Source organism: Aeromicrobium stalagmiti (genome assembly GCF_013283745.1).
GTDB classification, from domain to species: domain Bacteria; phylum Actinomycetota; class Actinomycetes; order Propionibacteriales; family Nocardioidaceae; genus Aeromicrobium; species Aeromicrobium stalagmiti.
Genome location: NZ_JABSTZ010000001.1, coordinates 14,886 through 38,379 on the forward strand (window position 1 = coordinate 14,886; position 23,494 = coordinate 38,379).

17 protein-coding genes are annotated in these 23,494 nt (G+C 70.0%); 7 read left to right on the forward strand and 10 right to left on the reverse strand.

Annotation, left to right across the window (positions count from 1 at the left end; translation table 11 throughout):
- Positions 1-45 precede the first annotated feature (45 nt).
- Both HQK15_RS00075 and HQK15_RS00080 read left to right on the forward strand, forming a co-directional pair.
- Positions 46-1,053: a LacI family DNA-binding transcriptional regulator gene (locus tag HQK15_RS00075; protein WP_173489418.1), complete on the forward strand. Its 1,008-nt coding sequence runs from the start codon at positions 46-48 to the stop codon at positions 1,051-1,053.
- 186 nt (positions 1,054-1,239) lie between these two features.
- Entirely contained in the window at positions 1,240-2,136 is an 897-nt protein-coding gene (locus tag HQK15_RS00080; RefSeq protein ID WP_173489419.1) for a hypothetical protein, read from the forward strand.
- A gap of 68 nt (positions 2,137-2,204) precedes the next feature.
- On the opposite strand, the gene HQK15_RS00085 is transcribed toward HQK15_RS00080, so the two are convergent.
- Positions 2,205-8,009, reverse strand: coding sequence for a family 78 glycoside hydrolase catalytic domain (locus tag HQK15_RS00085; RefSeq protein WP_173489420.1), 5,805 nt, complete (start codon positions 8,007-8,009; stop codon positions 2,205-2,207).
- A 262-nt stretch (positions 8,010-8,271) separates the two neighbouring features.
- Between HQK15_RS00085 and HQK15_RS00090 the strand changes: the two genes are divergently transcribed.
- Entirely contained in the window at positions 8,272-8,475 is a 204-nt protein-coding gene (locus tag HQK15_RS00090) for a LuxR C-terminal-related transcriptional regulator (protein WP_173489421.1), read from the forward strand.
- Between the two features lie 15 nt (positions 8,476-8,490).
- On the opposite strand, the gene HQK15_RS00095 is transcribed toward HQK15_RS00090, so the two are convergent.
- Both HQK15_RS00095 and HQK15_RS00100 read right to left on the reverse strand, forming a co-directional pair.
- Positions 8,491-9,417 (reverse strand): Ppx/GppA phosphatase family protein, encoded by a 927-nt coding sequence (locus HQK15_RS00095; RefSeq protein WP_173489422.1) that lies wholly within the window; start codon positions 9,415-9,417, stop codon positions 8,491-8,493.
- A 59-nt stretch (positions 9,418-9,476) separates the two neighbouring features.
- The gene (locus HQK15_RS00100; RefSeq protein WP_173489423.1) at positions 9,477-10,847 is read right to left on the reverse strand and encodes a cation:dicarboxylate symporter family transporter; all 1,371 of its coding nucleotides are present in this window, start codon (positions 10,845-10,847) and stop codon (positions 9,477-9,479) included.
- Between the two features lie 137 nt (positions 10,848-10,984).
- Here HQK15_RS00100 and HQK15_RS00105 point away from each other — a divergent pair, with 137 nt between their 5' ends.
- Both HQK15_RS00105 and HQK15_RS00110 read left to right on the forward strand, forming a co-directional pair.
- Positions 10,985-12,562: a sensor histidine kinase gene (locus tag HQK15_RS00105; RefSeq protein WP_217361302.1), complete on the forward strand. Its 1,578-nt coding sequence runs from the start codon at positions 10,985-10,987 to the stop codon at positions 12,560-12,562.
- Entirely contained in the window at positions 12,559-13,239 is a 681-nt protein-coding gene (locus tag HQK15_RS00110; protein ID WP_173489424.1) for a response regulator, read from the forward strand. Before HQK15_RS00105 ends, HQK15_RS00110 begins: the two co-directional genes overlap by 4 nt.
- On the opposite strand, the gene HQK15_RS00115 is transcribed toward HQK15_RS00110, so the two are convergent.
- The 6 genes from HQK15_RS00115 to HQK15_RS00140 all read right to left on the reverse strand — a co-directional run bounded on the left by HQK15_RS00115 (position 13,229) and on the right by HQK15_RS00140 (position 18,874).
- Positions 13,229-13,747 carry a DUF501 domain-containing protein gene (locus HQK15_RS00115; protein ID WP_173489425.1) on the reverse strand — a complete coding sequence of 173 codons (519 nt, stop codon included), beginning with the start codon at positions 13,745-13,747 and terminating at the stop codon, positions 13,229-13,231. The two genes, HQK15_RS00110 and HQK15_RS00115, sit on opposite strands and share 11 nt — an antisense overlap.
- 22 nt (positions 13,748-13,769) lie before the next feature.
- Positions 13,770-14,330 (reverse strand): FtsB family cell division protein, encoded by a 561-nt coding sequence (locus HQK15_RS18345; RefSeq protein WP_173489426.1) that lies wholly within the window; start codon positions 14,328-14,330, stop codon positions 13,770-13,772.
- A 3-nt stretch (positions 14,331-14,333) separates the two neighbouring features.
- Entirely contained in the window at positions 14,334-15,626 is a 1,293-nt protein-coding gene (gene eno, locus HQK15_RS00125; protein ID WP_173489427.1) for a phosphopyruvate hydratase, read from the reverse strand.
- Positions 15,627-15,816: 190 nt separating this feature from the next.
- Entirely contained in the window at positions 15,817-16,689 is an 873-nt protein-coding gene (locus tag HQK15_RS00130) for a nucleoside triphosphate pyrophosphohydrolase (RefSeq protein ID WP_173489428.1), read from the reverse strand.
- Positions 16,689-17,339, reverse strand: coding sequence for a hypothetical protein (locus HQK15_RS00135; RefSeq protein WP_173489429.1), 651 nt, complete (start codon positions 17,337-17,339; stop codon positions 16,689-16,691). The genes HQK15_RS00130 and HQK15_RS00135 overlap by 1 nt, the downstream gene beginning before the upstream one ends.
- Before the next feature lie 23 nt (positions 17,340-17,362).
- The gene (locus HQK15_RS00140) at positions 17,363-18,874 is read right to left on the reverse strand and encodes an APC family permease (RefSeq protein ID WP_173489430.1); all 1,512 of its coding nucleotides are present in this window, start codon (positions 18,872-18,874) and stop codon (positions 17,363-17,365) included.
- 65 nt (positions 18,875-18,939) lie between these two features.
- Between HQK15_RS00140 and HQK15_RS00145 the strand changes: the two genes are divergently transcribed.
- Entirely contained in the window at positions 18,940-19,215 is a 276-nt protein-coding gene (locus tag HQK15_RS00145) for a hypothetical protein (RefSeq protein WP_173489431.1), read from the forward strand.
- 47 nt (positions 19,216-19,262) lie between these two features.
- Positions 19,263-19,823, forward strand: coding sequence for a 1-acyl-sn-glycerol-3-phosphate acyltransferase (locus HQK15_RS00150; RefSeq protein ID WP_173489432.1), 561 nt, complete (start codon positions 19,263-19,265; stop codon positions 19,821-19,823).
- A 133-nt stretch (positions 19,824-19,956) separates the two neighbouring features.
- Here HQK15_RS00150 and mfd read toward each other — a convergent pair whose 3' ends face one another.
- Positions 19,957-23,481, reverse strand: coding sequence for a transcription-repair coupling factor (gene mfd / locus HQK15_RS00155; protein ID WP_173489433.1), 3,525 nt, complete (start codon positions 23,479-23,481; stop codon positions 19,957-19,959).
- Positions 23,482-23,494 lie beyond the last annotated feature (13 nt).

Genomic DNA, 23,494 nt, shown 5'->3' on the forward strand with positions numbered 1-23,494 from the left:
CATGTTCGTCAACCCGAAAGGTTAAATCGTGTTAACCTCCTCGTCATGCCCGTGGCCCAAGTGCGCGATGTCGCCGCCCTCGCCGGAGTGTCGCCCGCCACGGTCTCGAACGCCCTCAACCATCCGGCCAAGGTGTCCCCCGAGACGCTGGCCCGCATCCAGGCCGCGATCGACGAGCTCGGCTACATCCGCAACGACGCGGCGCGTCAGCTGCGCGCCGGCACCAACCGCGCGATCGGCATGATCGTCCTCGACATCGCCAACCCGTTCTTCACCGACGTGGCCCGCGGCGTCGAGGACGTCCTGATCGACGAGCAGCGTCCGCTGATCCTCGGCAACAGCGCCCAGGAGCCCGCGCGCGAGACGACGTACCTCGACCTGTTCGAGCAGCAGCGGATGAGCGGCGTGCTGATCACCCCCGTCGTCAACGTCATCGACCGCCTGCGCCGGCTGCGCGACCGGGGCACCAGCGTCGTGCTGGTCGACCGGATGTCGCGGGTCAAGGAGTTCTCGTCGGTCTCGATCGACGACCGCATGGGCGGCCGCATCGCGACCGAGCACCTGCTCGAGATCGGCCGTCGCCGCATCGGCTTCATCGGTGGTCCTGCCGGGCTGGCGCAGGTCAAGACGCGTCTGGCCGCCGCCCGCAAGGCCGTCGAGCAGCACGGGAGCGGCGAGATCCTGTTCGCCGAGACCGACTCGATGAACGCCCAGGCCGGCCGCGACGGCATCGAGCAGCTGCTCGCCCTGCCGAAGAAGCAGCGTCCGGACGCGATCTTCGCGGCCAACGACCTGGTGGCGCTGGGCGTGCTGCAGGCCCTGACGCTCGCGGGCGTCCGCGTGCCCGACGACATCGCGATCATCGGCTACGACGACATCGACTTCGCCGCCTCTGCCGCCATCCCCCTGTCGTCGGTGCGTCAGCCCGCGCACCAGATGGGATCCGCCGCGGCGAGCATGCTGCTCGACGTGATCGCCGACCCCGCCGCGTCGACCGTCAAGCACCTGACGCTCAAGCCCGAGCTCGTCGTCCGCCGCTCCACCAGTGCCTGACCCCCGCCCGGACCTGAGAATCTGACCTCGTCCGGTCGACATGACCGAAGAATCGGTGTTTGTCCGCGCCCGCGCGGACAAACACCGATTCCCTCGTCCTTCCACAGACGCCTGATGCCGCTGGCGGATCCACAGTGCCGCCGCCGGCGGTGGTCGTCGGCGGCTGGAGGCCTTCAGGCTCTGGGCATGTCGGCCCTCCGAGTCTCCTCGCCACCGTCGTTCATGATCGAGCAGCACGGTGTCATGAGCCGCACCCAGGCCCTGAGCCTCCTGACGCGGCACCAGCTCTACCGGCTGGTCTGGTCAGGACGATGGGCCAACCCCGCACGAGGGGTCTTCGTCAACCACACCGGGCCACTGACGCCAGCGCAGCGTGACTGGGTCGCCCTGCTGGCAGCGCCGCGTGGCTCCGTACTCGGCGGACTGACGGCTCTGACCCATGACTCCTTCACCTCGTTCAGGACAGCGAAACCCGTCGTCGTGTCACCCATGGGAGCCACGCCGTTCGCCTACGACGACGTCGAGATGCACTGGTCGACCTGCATCGACTCACGTGACGTGCACCCGCTTCGCCTGCCACCCCGTACGCGGCCAGCCAGGAGCGTCATCGATGCCGCGTCGTGGGAGAGGAGCCCGAAGCGCGCGCGGGAGATCGTCCTCGCCGCAGCGCAGCAGGGCATCGTGGCGCCCAGTACCCTGCGCGAGGCACTCGTCCGGCGCGGAGCGTGCCGCCACCGCGGACTGATGGTCGAGTCCTGCCTGGACGCGGCCGGCGGCATCCAGTCCCTGCCGGAGCGCGACTTCGGCCAGCTCTGCCGTGAGCTCCACCTGCCCCAGCCAGACCGCCAGGTCGTCCTCCAGCGCGCCGACGGTCGCTACTACCTGGACGCCTGGTGGGCGGCGTTCAACCTCGCGGTCGAGGTCCACGGGATCCCCCACATGCAGGTCGAGCAGTGGGACGGAGACCTGCTCCGACTCAACGAGGTCGTGATCGACGGCCGTCGCACGTTGGTCTTCAGCTCCTACGCCATCCGCAGACACCGAGACGTCGTCAAGGACCAGCTCCGGCGCTCCACGTCCTGATCCCGGACGGGAGAATCTGGGTTGGTCCGCATGGACGCGGACCAACCCAGATTCTCGCGTCAGGTGGGCTACCTCACGCGGATCTTCCGGGTCGGGGCAGTGTCACCACCGACGACCGACGACCCGACATAGGTCACCTTGACCGATCGCAGACCCTTCGTCCGCATCGTCAGGGAGTACGACACCGTGCCCCGGGACGAGAGCTTCAGGCTGGTGACCCGCTTCCCGTTCTCGTAGACCCGCACGGTGCCGCGGGGCGTGCTCGTCGGCGACGTGACGGCGACCGAGAGCCTGACCTTCTGGCCCTTCTTCACCGACGTCTTCGAGTAGCGCACCGTGGTCGTGGACCTCGCCCTGGCGACCTTGTTGGTCTGGGTCGAGGTCGACGACACCGGCGTCAGGCCGTTCTTGCTCGCCGTGACCCGGACCGAGATCCGGTGCCCGACGTCGCCCGACCCCAGCTTGTACGTCGCGCCCGTGCGACCGGCGACGACCTTGCCGTCGCGCAGCCACTGCACGGCGAGGTCGAGACCCTTGGTGTTCCACGAGCCGGTCGTCGACGAGAGGGTCGCCCCGTACGTCGCCGACCCCGTGACCTCGGGCTTGACGATCGCCTGGATCGCGTCGACGTCGCTCAGCTCGACGACCGTCGAGCGCAGCGGCTCTGGGTTGCCGGCCACGTCGGTCGTGAAGTACTCGACCCGGTGGACGCCATAGCCCTCGACCACGGGGTCCTCGTCGCCGAGGACCGTCCAGGGCCCGTCGTCGACCCGGTAGGTCGTCGTGGCGACGCCGCTCAGCGCATCGGTCGCCGTGAGCTCGACCGTCGCGCTGTCGGAACCACCGACACCGGCGCCCCGCTTCACCGCGAGCTGCGTCGAGGGCGCGGTGCCGTCGATCCAGACCGCCACCTTCTGCTCCCCCGTCGAGTTGCCCGCGACGTCCTTGGCCCGGTACGACAGCTCGTGCTTCCCGTCGCCCGTGATCGCGACCGGGGCGACGTACGGCTGCCAGCCGGCGGCCTCGCCCGTCTCGACCACCGGGGTGTCGGCTCGGTTGTCGACCGCCGTCACGGCCACCGAGGCGTCGCCGCGGAACCAGCCGTCGTCACCGGGTGCAGCGCCGCTGGAGACCGTCGCGGACGCCAACGGCGCGATCGCGTCGGCCGTCACCGGCAGCACCCAGCTGTCGGCGATCGACGGGTCGTAGAACCCGCTCGCGTCGGTCGGGTACTCGAACTTGATGCGCACGGTCCCGTCGTTGGCCAGCACGGCCGGCTCGTCGACGAGGGTCTGGTAGACCTTGGCGGTCTGCCCACCGGCGGTCTGCTTCAGCTCGTACGTCTTCACGAGCGTGTCGTCGACCCAGATGTTGTACTTCTTGGACTTCGCGCCGTCGAACGTCTCGACGTTGCGGATCAGGAACGGCTCGTCCGGTGTCACCTCGTACTCCGCGGAGAACCACGAGCCCGGGACGGTGACGTTGGCGTAGCGCCGCGTCATGCCGGCCTCGTTGGGCGAGGTGCCGCTGCTCGACGACGCCTGGACCGCGTGATCGGCCTCCGACGACGTGCCGCCGAAGTCGACGTGGTCGAGCTGACCCGGCAGGTCACCCTCCGCCGGAGCGGGGAGGTCGACCGCGAGCGTGCCGTTGCGGGTCGCGAGCGTGACGCCCTGGTCGACGAAGGTCACGGTGACGGGCTGGTCGCCCGCGACGGTCTCGACACCCACGAAGAGGGGCACCGTGACGTCCTGGGTCTCCCCCGCACCGATCGTGACCCGTCCGGAGCCGGGCGCCGGCGTCCAGCCCTCGGGCAGCTCGGCCATCACCTGGCCGGAGACGGCCGCGTCGCCGGTGTTCGTGACCGTGGCGGTGAGCGTCGCCTTCTCGTCCGACCCGTCGACCGGGCTCTTGGACGTCACCCCGCTGATCTCGACACCGGAGTCGACCGAGACCCAGGGGGTCGAGTCGTCCAGGGTGAACGTGCCCTGCGGGCTCGTGAACGTCAGCCGCACGGCGGCGTCGTACGTGCCCGGCTTCTGGTGCCGGGGCACCGTCACCGTGAACGGCAGCTGCGTCGTGTCGCCGCCTGCCAGGACGGACTGCGTCACCGTCTCGGGATCGACCTTCCAGCCGTCGACCGTGACGGTGGCGCTGAGGTCGGACAGCGCGAGGGTGCCGTTGTTGGCGACCTCGACCGTGCCGGCGACCGTGGTGCCGGGCTTCGCCGGTGCGGCGACCGGCGGGATGACCACCGAGACGCCGAGGCTCGACGCGACACCCCGGCCGAACAACGACTCGAGCTTGTCGATCCGGGTCGTGAGGTCGCCCTTGACCGGCCCCTCGATCGCCGAGCCGGCGACCCAGGTCTTCAGCTCTCGGACGACCGCGAGCGCGTCGGCGAGGCTCTGCGAGACCTGCCCCGCATCGCCCTCGAGGTCTGCAGCGAGTGCGGCCTCGACCTTGGCCTTCGCCGCGGCGAGCGCATCACCCACGTGCGTCCGGTCGTCGGTGGCCAGGTCTCCGGCGGTCTGCAGCGCGGCAGCCCGGTCGTCGACCTTCTGGATCTCGCCGATCAGGTCGCCGAGGAGGGCGCGCTGGGCGTCGGCGCGGAACGCGTACGTGCCGGAGCCGACCGTGAAGGTCGCGACACCGTCGGCGAACGTCACGTCACTGACGCCGTCGGCGTCGGCGAGCGAGGTGCCGCCCTCGGTCACTGCCTGCAGGTTCGCTGCCGGGACGCTGACCCGCGAGGTCGTGTTGACCGGCACCTGGACGTCCAGGGTCAGGTCCTTGCCGTCCTTCTCCCACTTCGAGGAGATCGCGCCGTAGACCGACTCGTACGTGCCGTGGCCCTTCGTGAGGCCTCCGCCGACGACCGGTGCGATGCGCGACTGCTTGTAGCCGGCCTTGGCCGCCGAGATGCCGCCGATGTTCTGGTACATCCAGTCACCGACCGCGCCATAGGCGTAGTGGTTGAAGGAGTTCATGCCCTCGTCGCCGAAGCTGCCGTCGGGGCCGATCGAGTTCCAGCGCTCCCACATCGTGGTCGCGCCGTTCTCGATCTCGTAGCCCCACGACGGGTAGTCCTTCTTGAGGATCATCGTGTAGGCCAGGTCCGACCGGTCGATGCTGGTCAGCGCGGGCAGCAGCCACGGCGTGCCGAGGAAGCCCGTCGTCAGGTGGTAGTCGCTCGTCTTGAGCTTGGCGACGAACTTCTGACCGACCTTCTCGCGCAGGTCCGGGTCGGTCACGAGGTTCATGCCGAGCGCCATGGCGTACGCGGTCTGGCTGTTGCCGTCGATCGTGCCGTCGGCGGCGATCAGCTCGGCGGTGAACGCCTCGCGGATGTCCTTCGACAGCGCGGCGTACTCGGCCGCATCGGCGTCCTCACCGATCGCAGCAGCCATCTCCGACAGCATCCGGGCGTCCTCGGCGTAGTAGGCCGTGCCCAGCACGTCGACGCCGGTGTTGTCGTCGAGGTTCAGCCAGTCGTTCCAGTTGCCGCGCGCGGAGTCGATGAGGTCAGCGCCGGCACCGTCCTTGACGAAGCCGAAGAACTTCTGCATCGCGGCATAGTTCTGCCGGACGATCCGGGTGTCGCCCTGGGCGAACCACGCCGCGTACGGCACCGTGATGCCGGCGTCGGACCAGCCCAGACCGGCCCCGAGGTCGATCGTCGGGACGTTCGGTGCGATGCCCGGCAGGTTGCCGTTGCTGTAGGCGGAGTCGCGCAGGTCCTGCGTCCACTTCTGCAGGAACGAACGGGTGTCGCGCAGATAGCTGGCGGTCGGCGCGAAGACGTTGATGTCTCCCGTCCAGCCGAGCCGCTCGTCGCGCGCCGGGGTGTCGGTCGGGATCGACAGGAAGTTGCCGCGCTGGCCCCACGAGATGTTGCTGACCAGCTGGTTGAGCATCGTGTCGGACGTCTTGAGGTCACCCGTCGCCGCGAGGTCGGAGCCCCACACGACGCCGGTCACGTCATCGAGGTCGGGAGCGACGGACGCCCCGGAGATCTCGATGTAGCGGAAGCCGTGCTGGGTGAACTTCGGCGTGTAGACGACCGTCCCGGTGGTCTTGAACGTGTAGTAGTCGGTGACCTTCGCGGCGCGCAGGTTGCCGACGTAGAACCGTCCGTCGTCGTAGAGCTCCTCGGCGTAGCGGATCTTGACCGTCTGGCCGGCCACGCCCTGGATGCGCATGCGGGCGACACCGACCATGTTCTGGCCGAGGTCGTAGATGAAGCCGTTGGCGACGCCCGGCGAGGCCGTCCGCTCCAGGGCCGGACGCTCACCGGTCACCCGGACCGGCTCGTCGGTCTGGGGCTCGAGCTTGGCCGTGTCGGAGGTGCCGATCGTGACCGGGCTCCAGCCGGTGTCGGTGAAGTGGGGCATGTCCCAGCCCGGCTGCTCCGCACGGGCGTCGTACGTCTCGCCGTCGATGTTGTCAGCGGCGGCGTAGGGGCCGGAGTGGGTCTTCCACGAGTCGTCGGTCTTGACGACCTGGCTGGTTCCGTCGGTGTAGTCGACGCGCAGCTGGGCGATCAGGCCGAGCGTGCTGCTGTACATGCCGGGGCCCCACATGCCGACCTTGCCGGCCCACCAGCCGTCGCCGACCTCGGCGCCGAAGGCGTTGACGCCGTTGTTGACCTGGTCGGTCACGTCGTACGTCTGCGCCTGGATGCGCTTGGTGTAGTCGGTCCATCCCGGTGCGAGGTGCTGGTCGCCCACGGTCTCGCCGTTGAGCTGCATCTCGTAGACGCCGTGCGCCGAGGCGTAGACGCGCGCGGACTTGATGGTCTTGCCGGGCTCGGTCGTGAACTCGGTGCGCAGCAGGGGCTTGTTGGAGTCGGCCGTGCGCAGCAGGACGTCCTTGCGCCCGCCGACGCGCAGTCCCTGGTCGGTCACGGTGCCGCCGTTGAACGGGTTGTCGGTGGAGAAGTCGGTGTCGAGCAGCACGTCGCCGCCCTTGCTGGTGACCTTGACCGCCTTGATGTCTGCGGTCTCGTCGACGTCGTTGGCGAAGTCCTGGCGGAAGCCGATGAACCCCTTGGCGAACGACGCGTCGGTGCGCTGGTCGATCTGGCTGCCGTCGAGCAGGGTCGTGATCTGGTCGCCGTCGACCGTGATGGACAGCCGGTGGGTGCCTTCGAGCAGCTGGGCCGAGGTGATGCCGGTGATCGGCTTGTTGTCCAGCAGCGAGTAGCTGTTGTCGACGCGCTTGTGCGGGCGGAACTTCGGCACACCGCTGCCGTCGGCGGTCGAGATCTGCCACATGTAGGCGTTGCGGGTGTCCTTCGCCCGCACGAACACGCCGAGCGCGAGGTCCTTGATGTCGAAGTCGATGTCGGCGGTGTAGTCGGTCCACGTGTCGATGACCCCACCGGCAGACTTGCCGATCCAGTCGCCCTTCCACTCGCCGGCCGTCAGGATGCCGGTCTCGAACCAGCTGGGGGCGCTCCAGGCGCTCTCGTGACCGTCGCCGTCCCACACCTTGACCTGCCAGTAGTAGCGGGTCTGGGAGGCGAGCGGGTCGCCGGCGTACGACACGTCGACCTGCCGGTCGGAGTCGACCTTGCCGGACGACCACGCGTCGCCGCCGCCCTCGGTCGTGCCGACCTTGACCTCGTAGGCGGACTGGACGACACCGCGGGCGCTCGACGTCGACTTCCAGCCGAACGTCGGGTCCTCGCCGGGGATGCCCAGGGGCTTCGTCCGGGCATTGGTCTGCAGCCCGCCCACGGCGATCGAGTCGTCGGCGGCCGACGCCGAGCTCGCACCGGCGAGGAGCGTCGTGACGACGAGGACGACCGAGGCGAGGATGCCGACGAGGCGCCGCCCCGATCGCGGCTGGACGGTGAAGGTCTGACTCATGAAGTACCCGATTCAATTGAAACGATTCAATCCAACGTGACGGGGATCACGCTACTCACCGACTTCCGGGGGCGACAACCCCTCACCTCTCGACGGCTGGCCGTCGACGGCCGGAAAATCGCTGGAAAGACAGTGAGGGAGGGCGATCGGACGTGACCGGTCCCGGCCACGTGTTGAGTTCATTGAAACGTTTTAGTAGCCTGCCGTTCACACGGTGACGCGCCTCACAGCACAGGCGCGACAGGCGATCGAGGGGGCCGGCATGACAAGGACCGCCGACCTCTCCGACGACGATCTCGCCGTCCTGCGGCTCATCAGCACAGGTCTCACGACCGAGGCGATCGCCCGCGAGCTCGGCATGTCGGAGCGCACCCTGCGACGACGCGGACGCCTGATCTGCGACCGGCTCGGCGTCAAGACGCCCATCGAGGCCGTGGTCTGGGCGGTGCGCAGCCGACTGATCTGACGTGGGTGGCGCCGGTCAGCGCACCATGTCCCAGGCGATGCCGTCGAGGATGTCGTGCTCGCTGACCACCAGGGTGTCGGTGTCGAGCGGCAGCAGCTCGACCAGCCGGTCGAGGATCACGGAGCCGGCCCCGATGACGTCGGCGCGCCCCGGGTGCATGAACGGCAGGGCGCGGCGGTCGGCGACCGACATCTGCACCAGCGACAGGCAGGCTGCCTGGACGTCGTCGAGAGCGAGCTTGGCGCCGTGGATCGTCTCGGAGTCGTACGACGGCAGCGCCAGCGAGTGGGCAGCGACGGTCGTCACCGTGCCGGCGACCCCCACGAACGAGCCGATCGGTGCGAGCCCCGCGAGCACGGGTCGGATGATGCCGTCGAGATAGGCCATGCAGTCGGTGACCTCGTTGACCGGGGCAGGGTCGCCGGAGAGGAACCGCTCGGTGAGCCGCACGGAGCCGATGTCGAGCGACACCGACCACTCGATCTCGTCGCCCGAGCCGACCACCAGCTCGGTGGAGCCGCCGCCGATGTCGACCACGAGGGTGCGGACCTGCTCGAGGTCACGGGTCGCCCCCAGGAACGAGGCTCGTGCCTCGTCGACCCCGGCGAGCACCTCGGGCCGCACGCCGAGGATGCCCTCGACCGCGTCCTCGAGGTCGGCGGCGTTGTCGGCGTCGCGCATGGCCGACGTCGCGCAGAACCGGATGTCGGTGACGCCGAACATCGCGATGAGCTCGGCGTACTCGCGGGTGGCCCCCAGCGTGCGGGCGACGGCCTCCTCGGCGAGGTGTCCCGTGCGGTCGACGTCCTGGCCGAGCCGGACGATCCGCATCTCGCGCAGGAGGTCGCTCTTGGTGTCCCCGTCGATGTCGCTGATGAGGAGTCGGATGGAGTTGGTGCCGCAGTCGATCGCCGCAACGCGATGACGGGAGTCGTCGGGCATGACCACGAGCATAGCGACGGGACCCGCACGACTCGTGCGGGTCCCGTCCTGGCGCGCTCTCAGACCCCGGCGGGCTCCCGCGCCGGTGCCGGCTCAGGCACGACCTCCGCGACGGGCGCCGGGTCGTGGTCGTCGACCATCGTCGCCTCGTCGAAGGGGCTGTCGCCCGCGAGCGTGCGGTCGAGCTGGTCCCGGTCGAGGGTGCCCGTCCACGAGGCCACCAGCACGGTCGCGACGGCGTTGCCGGCGAAGTTGGTGACCGCGCGGGCCTCCGACATGAAGCGGTCGATGCCCACGATCAGGCCGACGCCGTCGATCAGGTCGGGGCGGTGCGAGCTCAGGCCACCGGCCAGGGTCGCCATGCCGGCACCCGTGACACCGGCAGCGCCCTTGGAGGCGACCATCATGAACAGCAGCAGCGACACCTGCTCGCCGAGCGACAGCGGATCACCCATCGCCTCGGCGATGAACAGCGATGCCATCGTCAGGTAGATCATCGTGCCGTCGAGGTTGAACGAGTAGCCCGTCGGCACCACGACGCCGACGGTCGGCTTGGCGACGCCCGCGTGCTCCATCTTGGCGATCAGGCGGGGCAGCGCCGACTCCGAGGACGACGTCGAGAAGATCAGCAGGAACTCGCGACCGAGGTACTTCAGCAGCGAGAAGATGTTGATGCCGGTCACCACTCGCAGGATCGTGCCGAGCATGACGAACACGAACACCGCGCAGGTGACGTAGAAGCCGATCATGATGACGGCGAGCGCCTTGAGGGCGTCCACCCCGGTCTCACCGACGACGGCCGCCATCGCGCCGAACGCGCCGATGGGAGCGGCCCACATGATCATGGCCAGGATGCGGAAGACGACCTTCTGGATGTGGCCGATGCCGGTCAGGACGGGTGCACCGGCCGAGCCCATGGCCTGCAGCGCGAAGCCGAACAGCAGGGCGACGAGCAGCGTCTGCAGCACCTCGCCGGACGTCAGCGACGACACCAGGGTGTCGGGGATCATGTGCAGGAGGAACTCGGTGGTCGACTGCGACTCCTTCGAGACCTGCTCGCCGCCGGCCGAGGCGACGTCGGGCGTGATCTTCAGGCCGTCACCCGGCTTGAGGAAGTTGCCGACCACCAGCCCGATCGTCAGGGCCACGAGCGACATCGTCAGGAAGTAGCCGAGCGCCAGGCCGCCCACCTTGCCGACCTGGGAGGCCTTGGCCACCGAGCCCACGCCGAGCACCAGGGTGCAGAAGATCACCGGGGCGATCATCATCTTGATGAGGGCGACGAACCCGGTGCCCAGCGGCTTGAGCTCGACCGCGAAGTCGGGTGCCACGAGGCCGACGGTGATGCCGGCGATCACGGCCGCGATGACGGCGATGTAGAGATAGTGCGTGCGGTCCTTGCGGACCGTCCGCGGCGCGTTCGATGACATGTGTCCTCCTGGACGATCGGTGTGCCCGCCCAGCATCCGACAGGTTGTGACCCCGCTCACGGTTGTGTTCGTAAAGTTCGTGACCGCGGTCACAGTGCCGAGGTGTCGCCCGGTGACGCGTCAGGGAGAATGCGGGCATGGGTCGAGCCGGCGAACGCACCGTGGCACGCCAGATGCTCGTGTGGCAGCTGGCGGTCGTCCTCGTGATCGTCGTCGGCGGCACGGCCCTCGCCTGGCTGGACGCCCGCTCCGACAGCACAGCGGCCGCGAGCGCCCGCGCACTCGACATCTCGCTGGCGGTCGCCGCGGCACCGACGGTCCGCGACGCGTTCGCCGACGCCGATCCGTCCGCGGTGCTCCAGCCCTACGCGGAGCGGGTCCGCGGCGCCACCGGCACCGACTTCGTGACGATCATGAGCCCGACCGGCACCCGCTACTCCCACCCCGACCCCGCCAACATCGGCCGGAAGTTCCTCGGCCACATCGACGAGGCCGCGCAGGGGCAGGCGATCACCGAGAAGTACACCGGGACGCTCGGGCCGTCGGTGCGCGCGGTCGTGCCCGTGACGGTCGACGGCACCGTCCGCGGCCTCGTGTCGGTCGGCATCACCAACCGCAAGGTCGACCGGCAGGTGCTCGAGGCACTCCCCCGGATCATCGCCGCTGCCCTGGGGGTCGGGCTGCTGGGCACGCTGGGCGCCTGGGCGGCGAGCCGGCGCCTACGCCGTCAGACCCACGGCCTGGGCGAGCGGGAGATCACCCGCATGTACGAGTACTACGACGCGGTGCTCCGGGCCGTTCGCGAAGGGTTGCTGCTGCTCGACCACGACGGCCGGCTGACGCTGATGAACGACGAGGCCGCGCGGCTGCTCGACCTCGACGAGAGCGCCACCGGCCTGGGTCTTGCAGGCCTCGGGCTGGAGCCGGGCCTGGTCGCCGCCCTCAGCGGCGGCGCGCTCCACGACTCCGTGCACGTCGTCGGCGACCGCGTCCTGGTGGTCAACCAGGCGCCGGCGCGCTGGGAGGGCCGCGAGGTCGGCTCGGTCGTGACGCTGCGCGACCGCACCGAGCTGCAGGGCGTCACCGCCGAGCTCGACACCGTCCGCGGTCTGGCCGACGCCCTGCGCGCCCAGAACCACGAGTCCGCCAACCGCCTGCACACGATGGTGTCGCTCATCGAGATCGGCCGACCCGAGGAGGCGATCGACTTCGCGACCCGCGAGCTCGACGTGGCCCGCCGCCTCGCCGACCACCTCGTCGAGTCGATCGAGGAGCCGGTCGTCGCGGCGCTGCTGCTCGGCAAGACGACGCAGGCCGTCGAGCGCGGGGTCGACCTCGAGCTGGCTCCGACGACGTCCGTCACCGGCATGACCCTCACACCGCACGAGGCCGTGACCCTGGTCGGCAACCTGCTCGACAACGCGATCGACGCGGCCCAGGCGTCGGTCGGCCGCCGCGTGCGCCTGTCGATGACCTCGACCCCGACCTCGCTCGACCTCGTGGTCGAGGACAGCGGTCCGGGCATCGAGCCGGCCGACCGGGAGTCGGTGTTCGTGCGCGGCTGGTCGACCAAGTCCGACGACGAGACCGAGGGCCACGGCATCGGGCTGGCTCTCGTCGGGCAGGTCGTCCGGCGTCACGACGGCACGGCGACGATCGGGACCAGCGACCTCGGCGGCGCGCGGTTCGCGATCCGCATCGGAGCACGCCCATGACGATCCGGGTCCTCGTGGTCGAGGACGAGCAGATCGCCGCAGAGGCGCACCGCACGTACGTCGAGCGGATGCCCGGCTTCGAGGTCGTCGAGGTCGCGCGATCGTTCCAGGACGCCGCACGGCTGCTCAGCAGCGAGTCGGTCGACCTGGTGCTGCTCGACATGAACCTGCCCGACGGGCACGGGCTCGACCTGCTGCGCCGGCTCCGGGCCACCGGCGGGCTGCACGACGTCATCGCCGTGACGTCGGCCAGGGACGCCGAGGTCGTCCGCCAGGCCGTCGCCCACGGCGTCGTGGCCTATCTGCTCAAGCCGTTCACGTTCGCGATGTTCGAGGTCAAGCTGCGTCAGTACGCGACGTTCCGCGCCACCCTGGGGCGTGACGAGTCGGTCGACCAGGACGCCGTGGACGCCGTCTTCGGCGCGATGCGCCCGGCGCCGGGCGACGTCCCGCTGCCCAAGGGGCTCAGCGCCGAGACGCTCGAGGACGTCCGCCGGGTGCTCACGTCCGCCGCGGCAGGGCTCAGCGCCGGAGAGGTCGCCGAGCTGGTCGGGTCGTCACGCGTGACGGCGCGCCGCTATCTCGAGCACCTCGCCGAGATGGGGCTGCTCTCCCGCGGCACCCGCTACGGCGGCAGCGGCCGGCCCCACGTGGAGTACCGCAGCGTCAGTCAGTGACCTCGGGCTCGACCCAGTCGGCGCTGCAGGAGTTGCCCTCCCACCACGCGCCGAGCAGCTCGATGGTCTCGTCGCCCAGCGGGTTGACGCCGGGTCCCTTCGCGAGCGAGTGGCCCACCAGGACGTGCAGGCACTTGACCCGCGTCGGCATGCCGCCCGCGGTGATGCCGTCGATCTCGGGCACGTGACCGATGGCCTCGCGCTCGGCGAGATAGCTCTCGTGGGCCCGCGCGTAGTGCGCGGCGAGCTCGGCGTCCGTGGCGATGCGCTCGGTCATCTCCTTCATGAGACCGGACGCCTCGAGGGTGCCGATCTCGCCGGCGAGCCGCGGGCACGTCAGGTAGAACATCGTCGGGAACGGCGTGCCGTCGGGCAGCCGCGGCTCCGTCTTGACCACGTTGGGGTGGCCGGACGGGCAGCGCGACATGATCGCGAGGGTGCCACGCGGGGTGCGTCCGAGCTGCTCGGCGATCGCGTCGAGGTCGGCCTGCGCCACCTGGTTCACCATGTTCGGTCCATGGGGTGTCGAGTCACTGGTCCTTCAGCACCTTGTCGGGGTCGGGGGTGTTGGTGGGCTGCGGCTTCGGCGTCTTGCCTGCCTCCTTCACGCTGCCCCAGAGCTTGTCGTACCAGTCGGGCTGCCTGGCCTCGGTCGGCACGTCGAGCGTCGGCACGTCGGCGCCCTGCACCTTGCCGTCGCTGCCGATGACGCGGTATCCCACCTCGCCCGGCGAGACCCAGCCGAAGCGCTCCTTGGCCTGCTGCTTGACGTAGGCCGGGTCGTTCCAGCGCTGCTTCTGGTCCTCAAGCTCGGCGATCTGCTGGTTCGTCGTCGCGATGAGGGCCTTCGTGGTCTGGATCTCACCGCGCTGCTGCCACCAGGCGTGCAGCGTCGACGTGTAGGAGGCCAGCAGCAGCAGGACGACCGACAGCAGCACGACCGCGCGGGTCGTCAGCTGCGGGCCGGAGCCGGCAGTCGCCGCCGGCTTGGCGGGGGTCTTCGCCCGTGGCGTCGAGCGCCCACCCCGCTGCCCGGACGGACCACGTTTGGCCGGTGGTCGTCCGGGACCGCGGGGTGAGCGTGCTGCCACGGGTCAGAGCGCCAGCCGCGGAAACGCCGAGGCTCCGGCGTAGGAGGCCGCCGAGCCGAGGAGCTCCTCGATGCGGAGCAGCTGGTTGTACTTCGCGACGCGGTCGGAGCGGGCCGGGGCGCCGGTCTTGATCTGGCCGCAGTTGGTCGCGACCGCGAGGTCGGCGATCGTGGTGTCCTCGGTCTCGCCGGAGCGGTGGCTCATCATGCAGGCGAAGCCGTGACGGTGGGCCAGCTCGACGGAGTCGAGGGTCTCGGTCAGCGAGCCGATCTGGTTGACCTTGACGAGCAGCGCGTTGGCCGCGCCCTCCTCGATGCCGCGGGTCAGACGCTCGACGTTGGTGACGAAGAGGTCGTCACCGACGATCTGCACGTCGTTGCCGATCGTCTCGGTCAGCGTCGTCCAGCCGGACCAGTCGTCCTCGTCGAGCGGGTCCTCGATCGAGACGATCGGGAAGTCGGCGGCGAGCTCGGCGTAGTAGGCCGACATCTCCTCGGCCGACTTCTGCTGGCCCTCGAAGGCGTAGGTGCCCGCCCCGGACTCGGAGGACGTGAAGAACTCCGACGCGGCGACGTCGAGCGCCATCGCGATGTCGGTGCCGACCTTGAGTCCGGCCTTCTCGATCGCGACCGAGATGAGCTCGAGCGCTGCACGGTTGGAGTCGAGGTTGGGCGCGAAGCCGCCCTCGTCGCCGAGACCCGTGGAGAGTCCCTGCTCGTTGAGCACCGACTTGAGGCAGTGGTAGACCTCGGCGCCCTGGCGCAGCGCCTCGGAGAACGACGACGCACCGATCGGCGCGATCATGAACTCCTGGATGTCGACGTTGGAGTCGGCGTGCGACCCACCGTTGAGGATGTTCATCATCGGGACGGGCAGCACGTGGGCGTTGGGGCCGCCGACGTAGCGGAACAGCGGCAGCTTGGCCGACTCGGCCGCAGCCTTGGCCGCGGCGAGCGAGACGCCGAGGATCGCGTTGGCGCCGAGCTTGGCCTTGTTGGCCGTGCCGTCGAGGTCGAGCATGGCCTGGTCGATCGCGCGCTGGTCGTCGGCCTCGAAGCCGACGAGAGCCTTGCCGATCTTGTCGTTGACCCCGCCGACGGCCTTGAGCACGCCCTTGCCGAGGTAGCGCTTGCCGCCGTCCCTCAGCTCGACGGCCTCGAACGCGCCGGTGGAGGCGCCGGACGGCACCGCCGCGCGACCGATGGTGCCGTCGTCGAGGGCGACCTCGACCTCGACGGTCGGGTTGCCCCGTGAGTCCAGAATTTCCCGTGCGCCGACGGCGTCGATGCGTGCCAAGAGACTGCTCCTCGTGAGTGAAAGAACGTGCGGGGACAGCCTAGTCCCGCCGACCCCGCGCTCCGACCCGCCTCGCCCGTCAGAGGCGGTGCACTGGCGTCCCCCCTCCAGCCGAGGCGGTGCGCTGGCGTCCACGTGCGCCGCGACCCTGGACGCGAGCGCACCGCTCCGGACCCGGGATGGACGCTGGTCAGCCCAGCAGGCGGACGGCCTGGCGCAGGGTCTCCTCCGCGTCGACGCCGTGCGACCGCGCCTCGGCGACCAGCGCCAGCAGCCGTGAGCCGAGGTCAGGCCCGGAGGTGGCGACGTCGCCGAGCCGGCCGATGACCTTGTCGGCATAGGCCAGGGCGGGCAGGGTCGCGGGGATGCCCTCGAGCACCGACGTGCGCTGCTTCTCCGTCGCCTTGAGCCGCTGCCAGGCGGCGTCGACCTCCTCGGCCGTCGTCGCGTCACCGTCGGCGAAGACGTGCGGGTTGCGATAGATCAGCTTGCCGGCGATGCCGGCGGCGACGTCGTCGATGTCCCACCCGCCTCCCTCGTCCGGGGGCATCTCGGCGGCGATGCGGGCGTGGAAGACGATCTGCATCAGCAGGTCGCCGAGCTCTTCGCGCAGGTGCTCGCTGTCACCGCTGTCGAGCGCCTCGAGGGTCTCGTGCGCCTCCTCGAGCAGGTAGTGGCTCAGGCTGTCGTGGGTCTGCTGCGCCGTCCACGGGCACTCGCGGCGCAGCCGGTCCATGACCTCGACGACGTCGAGCAGCGACGAGCCGGGCAGCTCGTACGAGCCGAAGACCACCTCGACGTCTGCCGCGCCCGCACCGGCCATCAGGTCGTCGGCGACCGTCCGCGCCCAGGCCGCCTGCCCCACGGGAGCGATCCAGACCGTCCCCGGTGCGTACGCCGGCGGCGCAGGGGTCACCTCGACGGCGATGCCGGAGGCCACGATCGCCTGCACGTGAGGACTGTCCTCGGGGGTCAGCACGGAGGTCGCCGCGCGGAGGGCGTCCCAGGCCGGCAGGGTCAGGATGCCCGGCGCGACGCGCGGGCTGAGCACCAGGATCTGCATCAGGAGCAGCGCTGGTCGTCCGGGAGCTCCTCGGCCGGGGTGGCCTCCAGGTCGACCGGGGCGACCGAGATCGAGCCCGTGCTGCTGTCACGCGGCTGACCGGACGGGCTGAGGGCGAAGCGCGGCGAGAACTTCACGTCCTTGGCGGCGAACTCGTCGGTGATCTCCTTCTGTCCCACCTCGGCCAGCTGCGCCTGCGTCTGCTCCGTGGCCGTCTGCCCGGTCGAGGCCTCGCCGAGGGCCAGCGCGATCGCGGAGATCTCACGGCTGTCGCTGATGACCGAGACCGTCGTGTCGACGTCGATGCCCGGGAAAGCCTTGGCCACGGCGTCACGATCACCGTCGGGCACCTCGTACGACCCGGGATCGATCTCGAGGCCCTTCTCGTCGGCGATCTCGCGCGCGACGGTCAGCGTCGCCAGCGCGAGCACGGCCTGCTGGCGCACGGCGCTGTTGCTGACCGCGGTGATGCCCTGCTGCTTGGCCTGGTTGAGCTGGTCGATGCAGTAGACCGCGGCGGTCTCGTCGAGGGTCTTCATCGAGATCGACGTGTCGCCGACGACCGCGGCCGCACCGGGGTGGACGTTGCTGCAGGCGGCGAGCGAGAGACCGGCGACGGCAAGGACGACGGCGCGAGCGCGAGTGAGCATGGTCACAGGTTACCCACGAACGCTCAGCGCCCGGCGCCGTCCCTCGCGTCAGCGCCCGAGGCGTGCAGCTTGGAGTGATGCCGGCCGTACACGAAGTAGACGACCAGGCCGAGCGCGAGCCACACGAGGAATCGCAGCCACGTCTCGACCGCGAGGTTGGTCATCAGGGCGATGCAGAGCACGCCGGACACGATCGGCAGCAGCGGCACCTGGGGCGTGCGGAAGGGACGCTTCATGCGCGGCTTGGTCCGGCGCAGCACGACGACGGCCACCGACACCACCAGGAAGGCGAACAGGGTGCCGATCGACACCATCTCGGCCAGCACGGCCAGCGGCACGAACGCGCCGAGGATCGCCACCGCGACCGTCGTGCCGACCGTGATCACCACGGGCGTGTGGAACTTCGGGTGGATCCTGCCGATCGCGGGCGGCAGCAGCCCGTCGCGGCACAGCGCGAAGCCGATGCGACCCATCGCGACGATGTCGACCAGGATCACCGAGGTGAGGCCGGCGACGGCTGCCGTGCCGATGATGATGCCGGCCCACCCCAGCCCTGCCTGGTCGAACGCGTCCGCCAGGGGCTCCCCCGTGCTGAGGTTCGTGTACTTGACCATGCCCGTGAGCACGAAGCACACCGCGACGTAGAGCACGGTGCAGATCACGAGGGTGCCGATCAGGCCGCGCGGCATGTCCTTGGCGGGGTCCTTGGTCTCCTCGCCGAGGTTGGCGACCGCCTCGAAGCCGGAGTAGGCGAAGAACACGATCGCCGCGGCGACCAGCACACCGGTCACGCCGTACGCCGTCTGGTCGATGCCGGTGACCCACTGCCACAGCGGCTGCTTGAGGCCGCTCGCACCCTCGGCCTTCTCGCTCGGCGGGATGTAGGGCGTCTGGTTGTCGAGGCTGACGTAGAACAGGCCGACGCCGATGATGAACAGGCAGATCGAGACCTTGATGACGACCAGCGAGTTGGTGACGAGCTTGGACTCACGGATGCCCATCGCGGCCACGAAGCCGAGCACCACGACGATGAACACCGCTCCGAGGTTGATCGTGCTGTCCTCCTCGCCGAAGAACGCCTTGGGCAGGTCGAACACGCCCTGCAGGTAGCCCGACCACCCGCGCGCGACGACCGCAGCGCCGAGCGCGAACTCCAGGATCAGGTCCCACGCGATGATCCACGCGAAGATCTCGCCGATCGTCGTGTAGGCGTACGTGTACGAGCTGCCGGCAGTGGGCACTGCTGCGGCGAGCTCGGCGTAGCAGAGGGCCGCGAGCATCGCGACGATGCCGGCGATCAGGAACGAGATCATCACCGCAGGCCCGGCGTTGTCCTTGGCGGCCGTGCCGGTGAGCGTGAAGATGCCCGTGCCGATCACGATGCCGATGCCGAACCCCATGAGGTCCCAGACCGTCAGACGCCGGTCGAGCCTGGCGTGATGCCCCTCCTCCGTCGGGTCGGCGTCGTTCTGGTGAATGACGTGGTCGACGTCCTTGGTGCGGACGAGCTGGCGGAGCGATCCTCGAAAAGCCATGGATACACGCTAGTGGGGTCGTTGTCTTCCGCAACAATTCCGCTTCCTGCGCCAGACTGGGAGGCATGCGCTCTCCACGTCATCTGCTCGTCGCCGGCGGACTTCTGCTCCTGGCCGGCCTGGCGGTCGTGCTGCTCGACACCCGCACCGTCGACGGCTCCTCCATGGGCCCTGCCGCAGACGATGCCTCGTACTCCTCCGAGATCTCCTTCGCGTTCGACGGGGCGTGGCTGGTGACCAGGCAGGCGCTGATCGGCTATGCCCTGATGTGGCTCGGATCGCTGCTCGCGGCCGCGGCCGCGGGCCACCGGCTCGTCGCAGGACGCCCTGCCTCGGCGTAGGCGCTGCGTGCGGCGAGCCGTGACCGCCGCTGCTCTAGGGTTGCTGCATGATCCGGCAGCGGCTGAGCCGCGGAATCGTTCGCCTCATGCGCTACGAGATGGTGGGCGAGGTGCCGCAGACCGGCATCCTCGTCGGTGCTCCCCACACGTCCAACTGGGACTTCGTCACGATGCTGCTGGTCATGTGGCACGACGGCGCGCACCCTCGCGTGCTGGTCAAGAAGCAGCTGTTCAAGGGGCCACTCGGCTGGCTGCTCAAGGCCTTCGGCGGCGTGCCGCTCGACCGCGACAACGCCAGCACCGTCGTCCGTGACCTCGTCGACGAGGCCGGCTCGGGCGAGCCGTTCCGCCTCATCCTCGCCGCCGAGGGCACGCGGTCGAAGGGCGAGTTCTGGAAGTCCGGCTTCCTGCGGCTGTCGAAGGACACCGGGCTGCCGATCACCCTGGCGTTCTTCGACCCGCCGACGAGGACGATGGGGTTCGGGCCGACGTTCCACGCCTCCGGCGATGCGACGACCGACATGGACATCGTCCGCGCGTTCTATGCCGACAAGCACGGCATCAAGGCGAAGAACGCGACTCCCCCGCGCCTGCGCGAAGAAGGCTGAGCCGCCGCGGTCGCCGCGCCTCGGAAAGGTGGATCTGCAACCTCGCGCGGCCTCTTGCGGTTGAGATTCCACCTTCTGGGCCCGGAAAAGGCCTCGTTCGGTGGAGGATCCACCTCCCGCGGACGGGGGCCGGTCAGGGGGTGGGTGCGGGGGGCGGGACGAGGGTGTCGATGACGGTGCGGGTCCACTCCAGGAGCTCGCGGCCGACCAGCGGCTTGCCGCCCACCGGCGCGGTCTTCGGGCGCGGCACGAGGGCAACCTCCGCGGCGACCTTGTAGGTGCTGCGGGGATAGACCCGCTGCAGGCGCATCTGGGCGGAGTCGGGCAGCGTCATCGGGGCGAACCGGACGTTGGGCCCTGCCGCCGTGACCTCGGTCAGGCCGGCCTCGCGCACGCGGACCCGCAGGCGAGCCACGTCGAGCAGCACGTCGACGGCCTCGGGCGGCTCGCCGTAGCGGTCGACCAGCTCGCCGCGGATCTCGTCGACGTCGCTGAGCGCGCGGACGTCGGCCAGGCGCTTGTACATCTCGAGGCGGAGCCGCTCGCTGCCGACGTAGTCGTGCGGCAGGTGCGCCTCGATCGGCAGCTCGATCTTGACCTCGCGCTCGGGCTCGGCGTCGCCGCGGAACTCCGCGACCGCCTCGCCCACGAGCCGGACGTAGAGGTCGAACCCCACGTCGGCGATGTGGCCCGACTGCTCACCACCGAGCAGGTTGCCCGCACCGCGGATCTCGAGGTCCTTCATCGCCACGGCCATGCCGCCACCGAGCTCGGAGTGCTGGGCGATCGTCGCCAGGCGGTCGTGCGCGGTCTCGGTGAGCGGCTTCTCCGGCGGGTAGAGGAAGTAGGCGTAGGCCCGTTCGCGCGAGCGTCCGACGCGACCGCGCAGCTGGTGCAGCTGGGACAGGCCGAGCGTGTCGGAGCGCTCGATGATCATGGTGTTGGCGTTGGACACGTCGAGACCCGACTCGACGATGGTGGTGCAGACCAGGACGTCGTAGCGCTTCTCCCAGAAGTCGACCATGACCTCCTCGAGCTGGTGCTCCCCCATCTGACCGTGCGCCGCGGCGACCCGTGCCTCGGGCACGAGCTCCTTGATCTTGGCGACGGCCTTGTCGATGCTCTGGACCCGGTTGTGGATGAAGAACGCCTGCCCCTCGCGCAGCAGCTCGCGGCGGATCGCGGCGATGACCTGGCGGTCCTCGTAGGGCCCCACGAACGACAGCACCGGGTGCCGCTCCTCCGGCGGGGTCGCGATCGTGGACATCTCGCGGATGCCGGTGATCGCCATCTCGAGCGTGCGCGGGATGGGCGTGGCCGACATCGACAGGACGTCGACGGCCGCGCGCAGCATCTTCATCGCTTCCTTGTGCTCGACGCCGAACCGCTGCTCCTCGTCGACGATCACGAGGCCGAGGTCCTTGATCTTGACGCCGGGCTGCAGCAGCCGGTGCGTGCCGATGACCATGTCGATCGACCCGTCGGCCAGGCCCGCGAGGGTCTCCTTGGACTCCTTCTCGGTCTGGAACCGTGACAGGGGCTTCATGGTGACCGGGAACTGGCCGAACCGTTCGGCGAACGTCGCGAAGTGCTGCTGCACCAGCAGCGTCGTCGGCACCAGCAGGATGACCTGCTTGCCGTCCTGGATCGCCTTGAACGCCGCCCGCACCGCGATCTCCGTCTTGCCGTAGCCGACGTCGCCGCACACCAGGCGGTCCATCGGCACGGTGCGCTCCATGTCACGCTTGACCTCGTCGATCGTCACCATCTGGTCAGGCGTCTCGACGAAGGCGAACGCGTCCTCGAGCTCGCGCTGCCACGGGGTGTCGGGGCCGAAGGCATGCCCCTTGGTCGCCTGACGCGCGGCGTAGAGCTTGATCAGCTCGCCGGCGATCTGACGGACGGCCTTGCGCGCCTTGTTCTTGCGGGTCGTCCAGTCCGCTCCGCCGAGACGGTCGAGCGACGGCGACTCGCCACCGACGTAGCGGCTGATCTGGTCGAGCTGGTCCATCGGGACGAACAGCCGGTCGGCCGGTTGTCCGCGCTTGGACGGCGCGTACTCGACCACGAGGTACTCGCGCGCCGCGCCCTGCACGACCCGCTGCATCAGCTCGACGTACTTGCCGACGCCGTGCTGCTCGTGGACGACGAAGTCACCGGTCTTGAGCTCGAGCGGATCGACCTGCTTGCGGCGGCGGGCCGGCATCTTGCGCTCGGAGCGATCGGCGGCCCGCTGACCGACCAGGTCGTCGTAGGTCAGGACGGTCAGCTGCAACGGGGCCGAGACGAAGCCGTGCTCGAGCTCGCCGAGGCTGACCTGCACGACACCGGCGGACGGCGCCGTCACCTCGTCGTCGAACGCCGCCGCGACGCCGCCGTCGGTCAGCCACTCCACCGTGCGCTGCGCCTGGCCGTGGCCGGGTGCGACGAAGACGACCCGCATGCCCGCGTCGGCCCACGCCTTGACGTCGGCCAGGGCCGCAGTCGTGTCGCCGCGATAGGCCGGCGCGGCCTCCATCTCGACCGCTCGCGAGCCTTCGTCGAGGTCGAGCCCGAACGGCGACTGGGCGTACCACGTGTGCCCGAGACCCAGCGTCTCCAGACGGGCGTCGTCAAGGGTGCGGAAGGCTGCGGAGCCGAGGTCGATCGGCGACTCCGCGCCGGTCGCGGCAGCAGCCCACGACGCCTGCAGGAACTCCTCGCTCGTGGCGACCAGGTCGGCGGCGCGGGCCTTGATGCGCTCGGGGTCCATCAGCAGGATCGCCGACCGCTCCGGCAGCAGGTTGACGAACGACTCCATCTGGTCGGTCAGCACCGGGGTCAGCGACTCCATGCCCTCGACGGCCACGCCGTTGGCGAGCTTGGAGAAGATCTCGGCCAGCGACGGGTGCTCCTCGGCGAGCTGGGCCGCCCTGGCCCGCACCTCGTCGGTCAGCAGCAGCTCCCGGCACGGCGGAGCCCAGACGTGGGTGACCTCCTCCAGCGTGCGCTGGTCGGCCACGGCGAAGCGCCGGATCTCGTCGACCTCGTCGCCGAAGAACTCGATGCGGAGCGGGTGCTCCTCGGTCGGCGGGAAGACGTCGATGATGCCGCCGCGCACGGCGAACTCGCCGCGCCGCTCGACCAGGTCGACACGGGAGTAGGCCGCGCCGGCGAGGTCGCGGACGACCTGCTCGAGCTCGACCTCGTCGCCCCGGTGCAGCTCGACCGGCACCAGGTCGGCCAGACCCTTGACCTGCGGCTGCAGCAACGAGCGGATCGGTGCGACGACGACCCGCACGGGACCCGTCGCGGTGTCGGAGTCGCTGTCGGACGCCTCGGTGGGATGCACCAGCCGGCGCAGCACCGCGAGCCGGCGGCCGACGGTGTCCGAGCGGGGTGACAGCCGCTCGTGCGGGAGCGTCTCCCAGGCCGGGTAGTAGGTGACGGCGTCGGCGCCGAGCAGCTCACCGAGCTGGGTCGTCAGGTCCTCGGCCTCGCGGGCGGTCGCGGTGACGGCGACGACCGTCGACTGCTGCGCGAGGGCGTAGGTGAGGAACGGACGCAGGGGCTCCGGAGCCTGGACCTCGAGCGAGTCGAGCCCGCCGGCGCGATCGGCGAGGACTGCAGCGACGGTGGGCTCGGCCGCGACGAGAGCAGCCAGACGAGCCAGTGTCATGCGGAGCCTCTCA

Coding starts and splice junctions, on each gene's coding strand:
- HQK15_RS00075 (WP_173489418.1), top strand. CDS start 46: ATGCCCGTGGCCCAAGTGCGCGATGTCGCCGCCCTCGCCGGAGTGTCG.
- HQK15_RS00080 (WP_173489419.1), top strand. CDS start 1,240: ATGTCGGCCCTCCGAGTCTCCTCGCCACCGTCGTTCATGATCGAGCAG.
- HQK15_RS00085 (WP_173489420.1), bottom strand. CDS start 8,009: ATGAGTCAGACCTTCACCGTCCAGCCGCGATCGGGGCGGCGCCTCGTC.
- HQK15_RS00090 (WP_173489421.1), top strand. CDS start 8,272: ATGACAAGGACCGCCGACCTCTCCGACGACGATCTCGCCGTCCTGCGG.
- HQK15_RS00095 (WP_173489422.1), bottom strand. CDS start 9,417: ATGCCCGACGACTCCCGTCATCGCGTTGCGGCGATCGACTGCGGCACC.
- HQK15_RS00100 (WP_173489423.1), bottom strand. CDS start 10,847: ATGTCATCGAACGCGCCGCGGACGGTCCGCAAGGACCGCACGCACTAT.
- HQK15_RS00105 (WP_217361302.1), top strand. CDS start 10,985: ATGGGTCGAGCCGGCGAACGCACCGTGGCACGCCAGATGCTCGTGTGG.
- HQK15_RS00110 (WP_173489424.1), top strand. CDS start 12,559: ATGACGATCCGGGTCCTCGTGGTCGAGGACGAGCAGATCGCCGCAGAG.
- HQK15_RS00115 (WP_173489425.1), bottom strand. CDS start 13,747: ATGGTGAACCAGGTGGCGCAGGCCGACCTCGACGCGATCGCCGAGCAG.
- HQK15_RS00130 (WP_173489428.1), bottom strand. CDS start 16,689: ATGCAGATCCTGGTGCTCAGCCCGCGCGTCGCGCCGGGCATCCTGACC.
- HQK15_RS00135 (WP_173489429.1), bottom strand. CDS start 17,339: ATGCTCACTCGCGCTCGCGCCGTCGTCCTTGCCGTCGCCGGTCTCTCG.
- HQK15_RS00140 (WP_173489430.1), bottom strand. CDS start 18,874: ATGGCTTTTCGAGGATCGCTCCGCCAGCTCGTCCGCACCAAGGACGTC.
- HQK15_RS00145 (WP_173489431.1), top strand. CDS start 18,940: ATGCGCTCTCCACGTCATCTGCTCGTCGCCGGCGGACTTCTGCTCCTG.
- HQK15_RS00150 (WP_173489432.1), top strand. CDS start 19,263: ATGATCCGGCAGCGGCTGAGCCGCGGAATCGTTCGCCTCATGCGCTAC.
- mfd (WP_173489433.1), bottom strand. CDS start 23,481: ATGACACTGGCTCGTCTGGCTGCTCTCGTCGCGGCCGAGCCCACCGTC.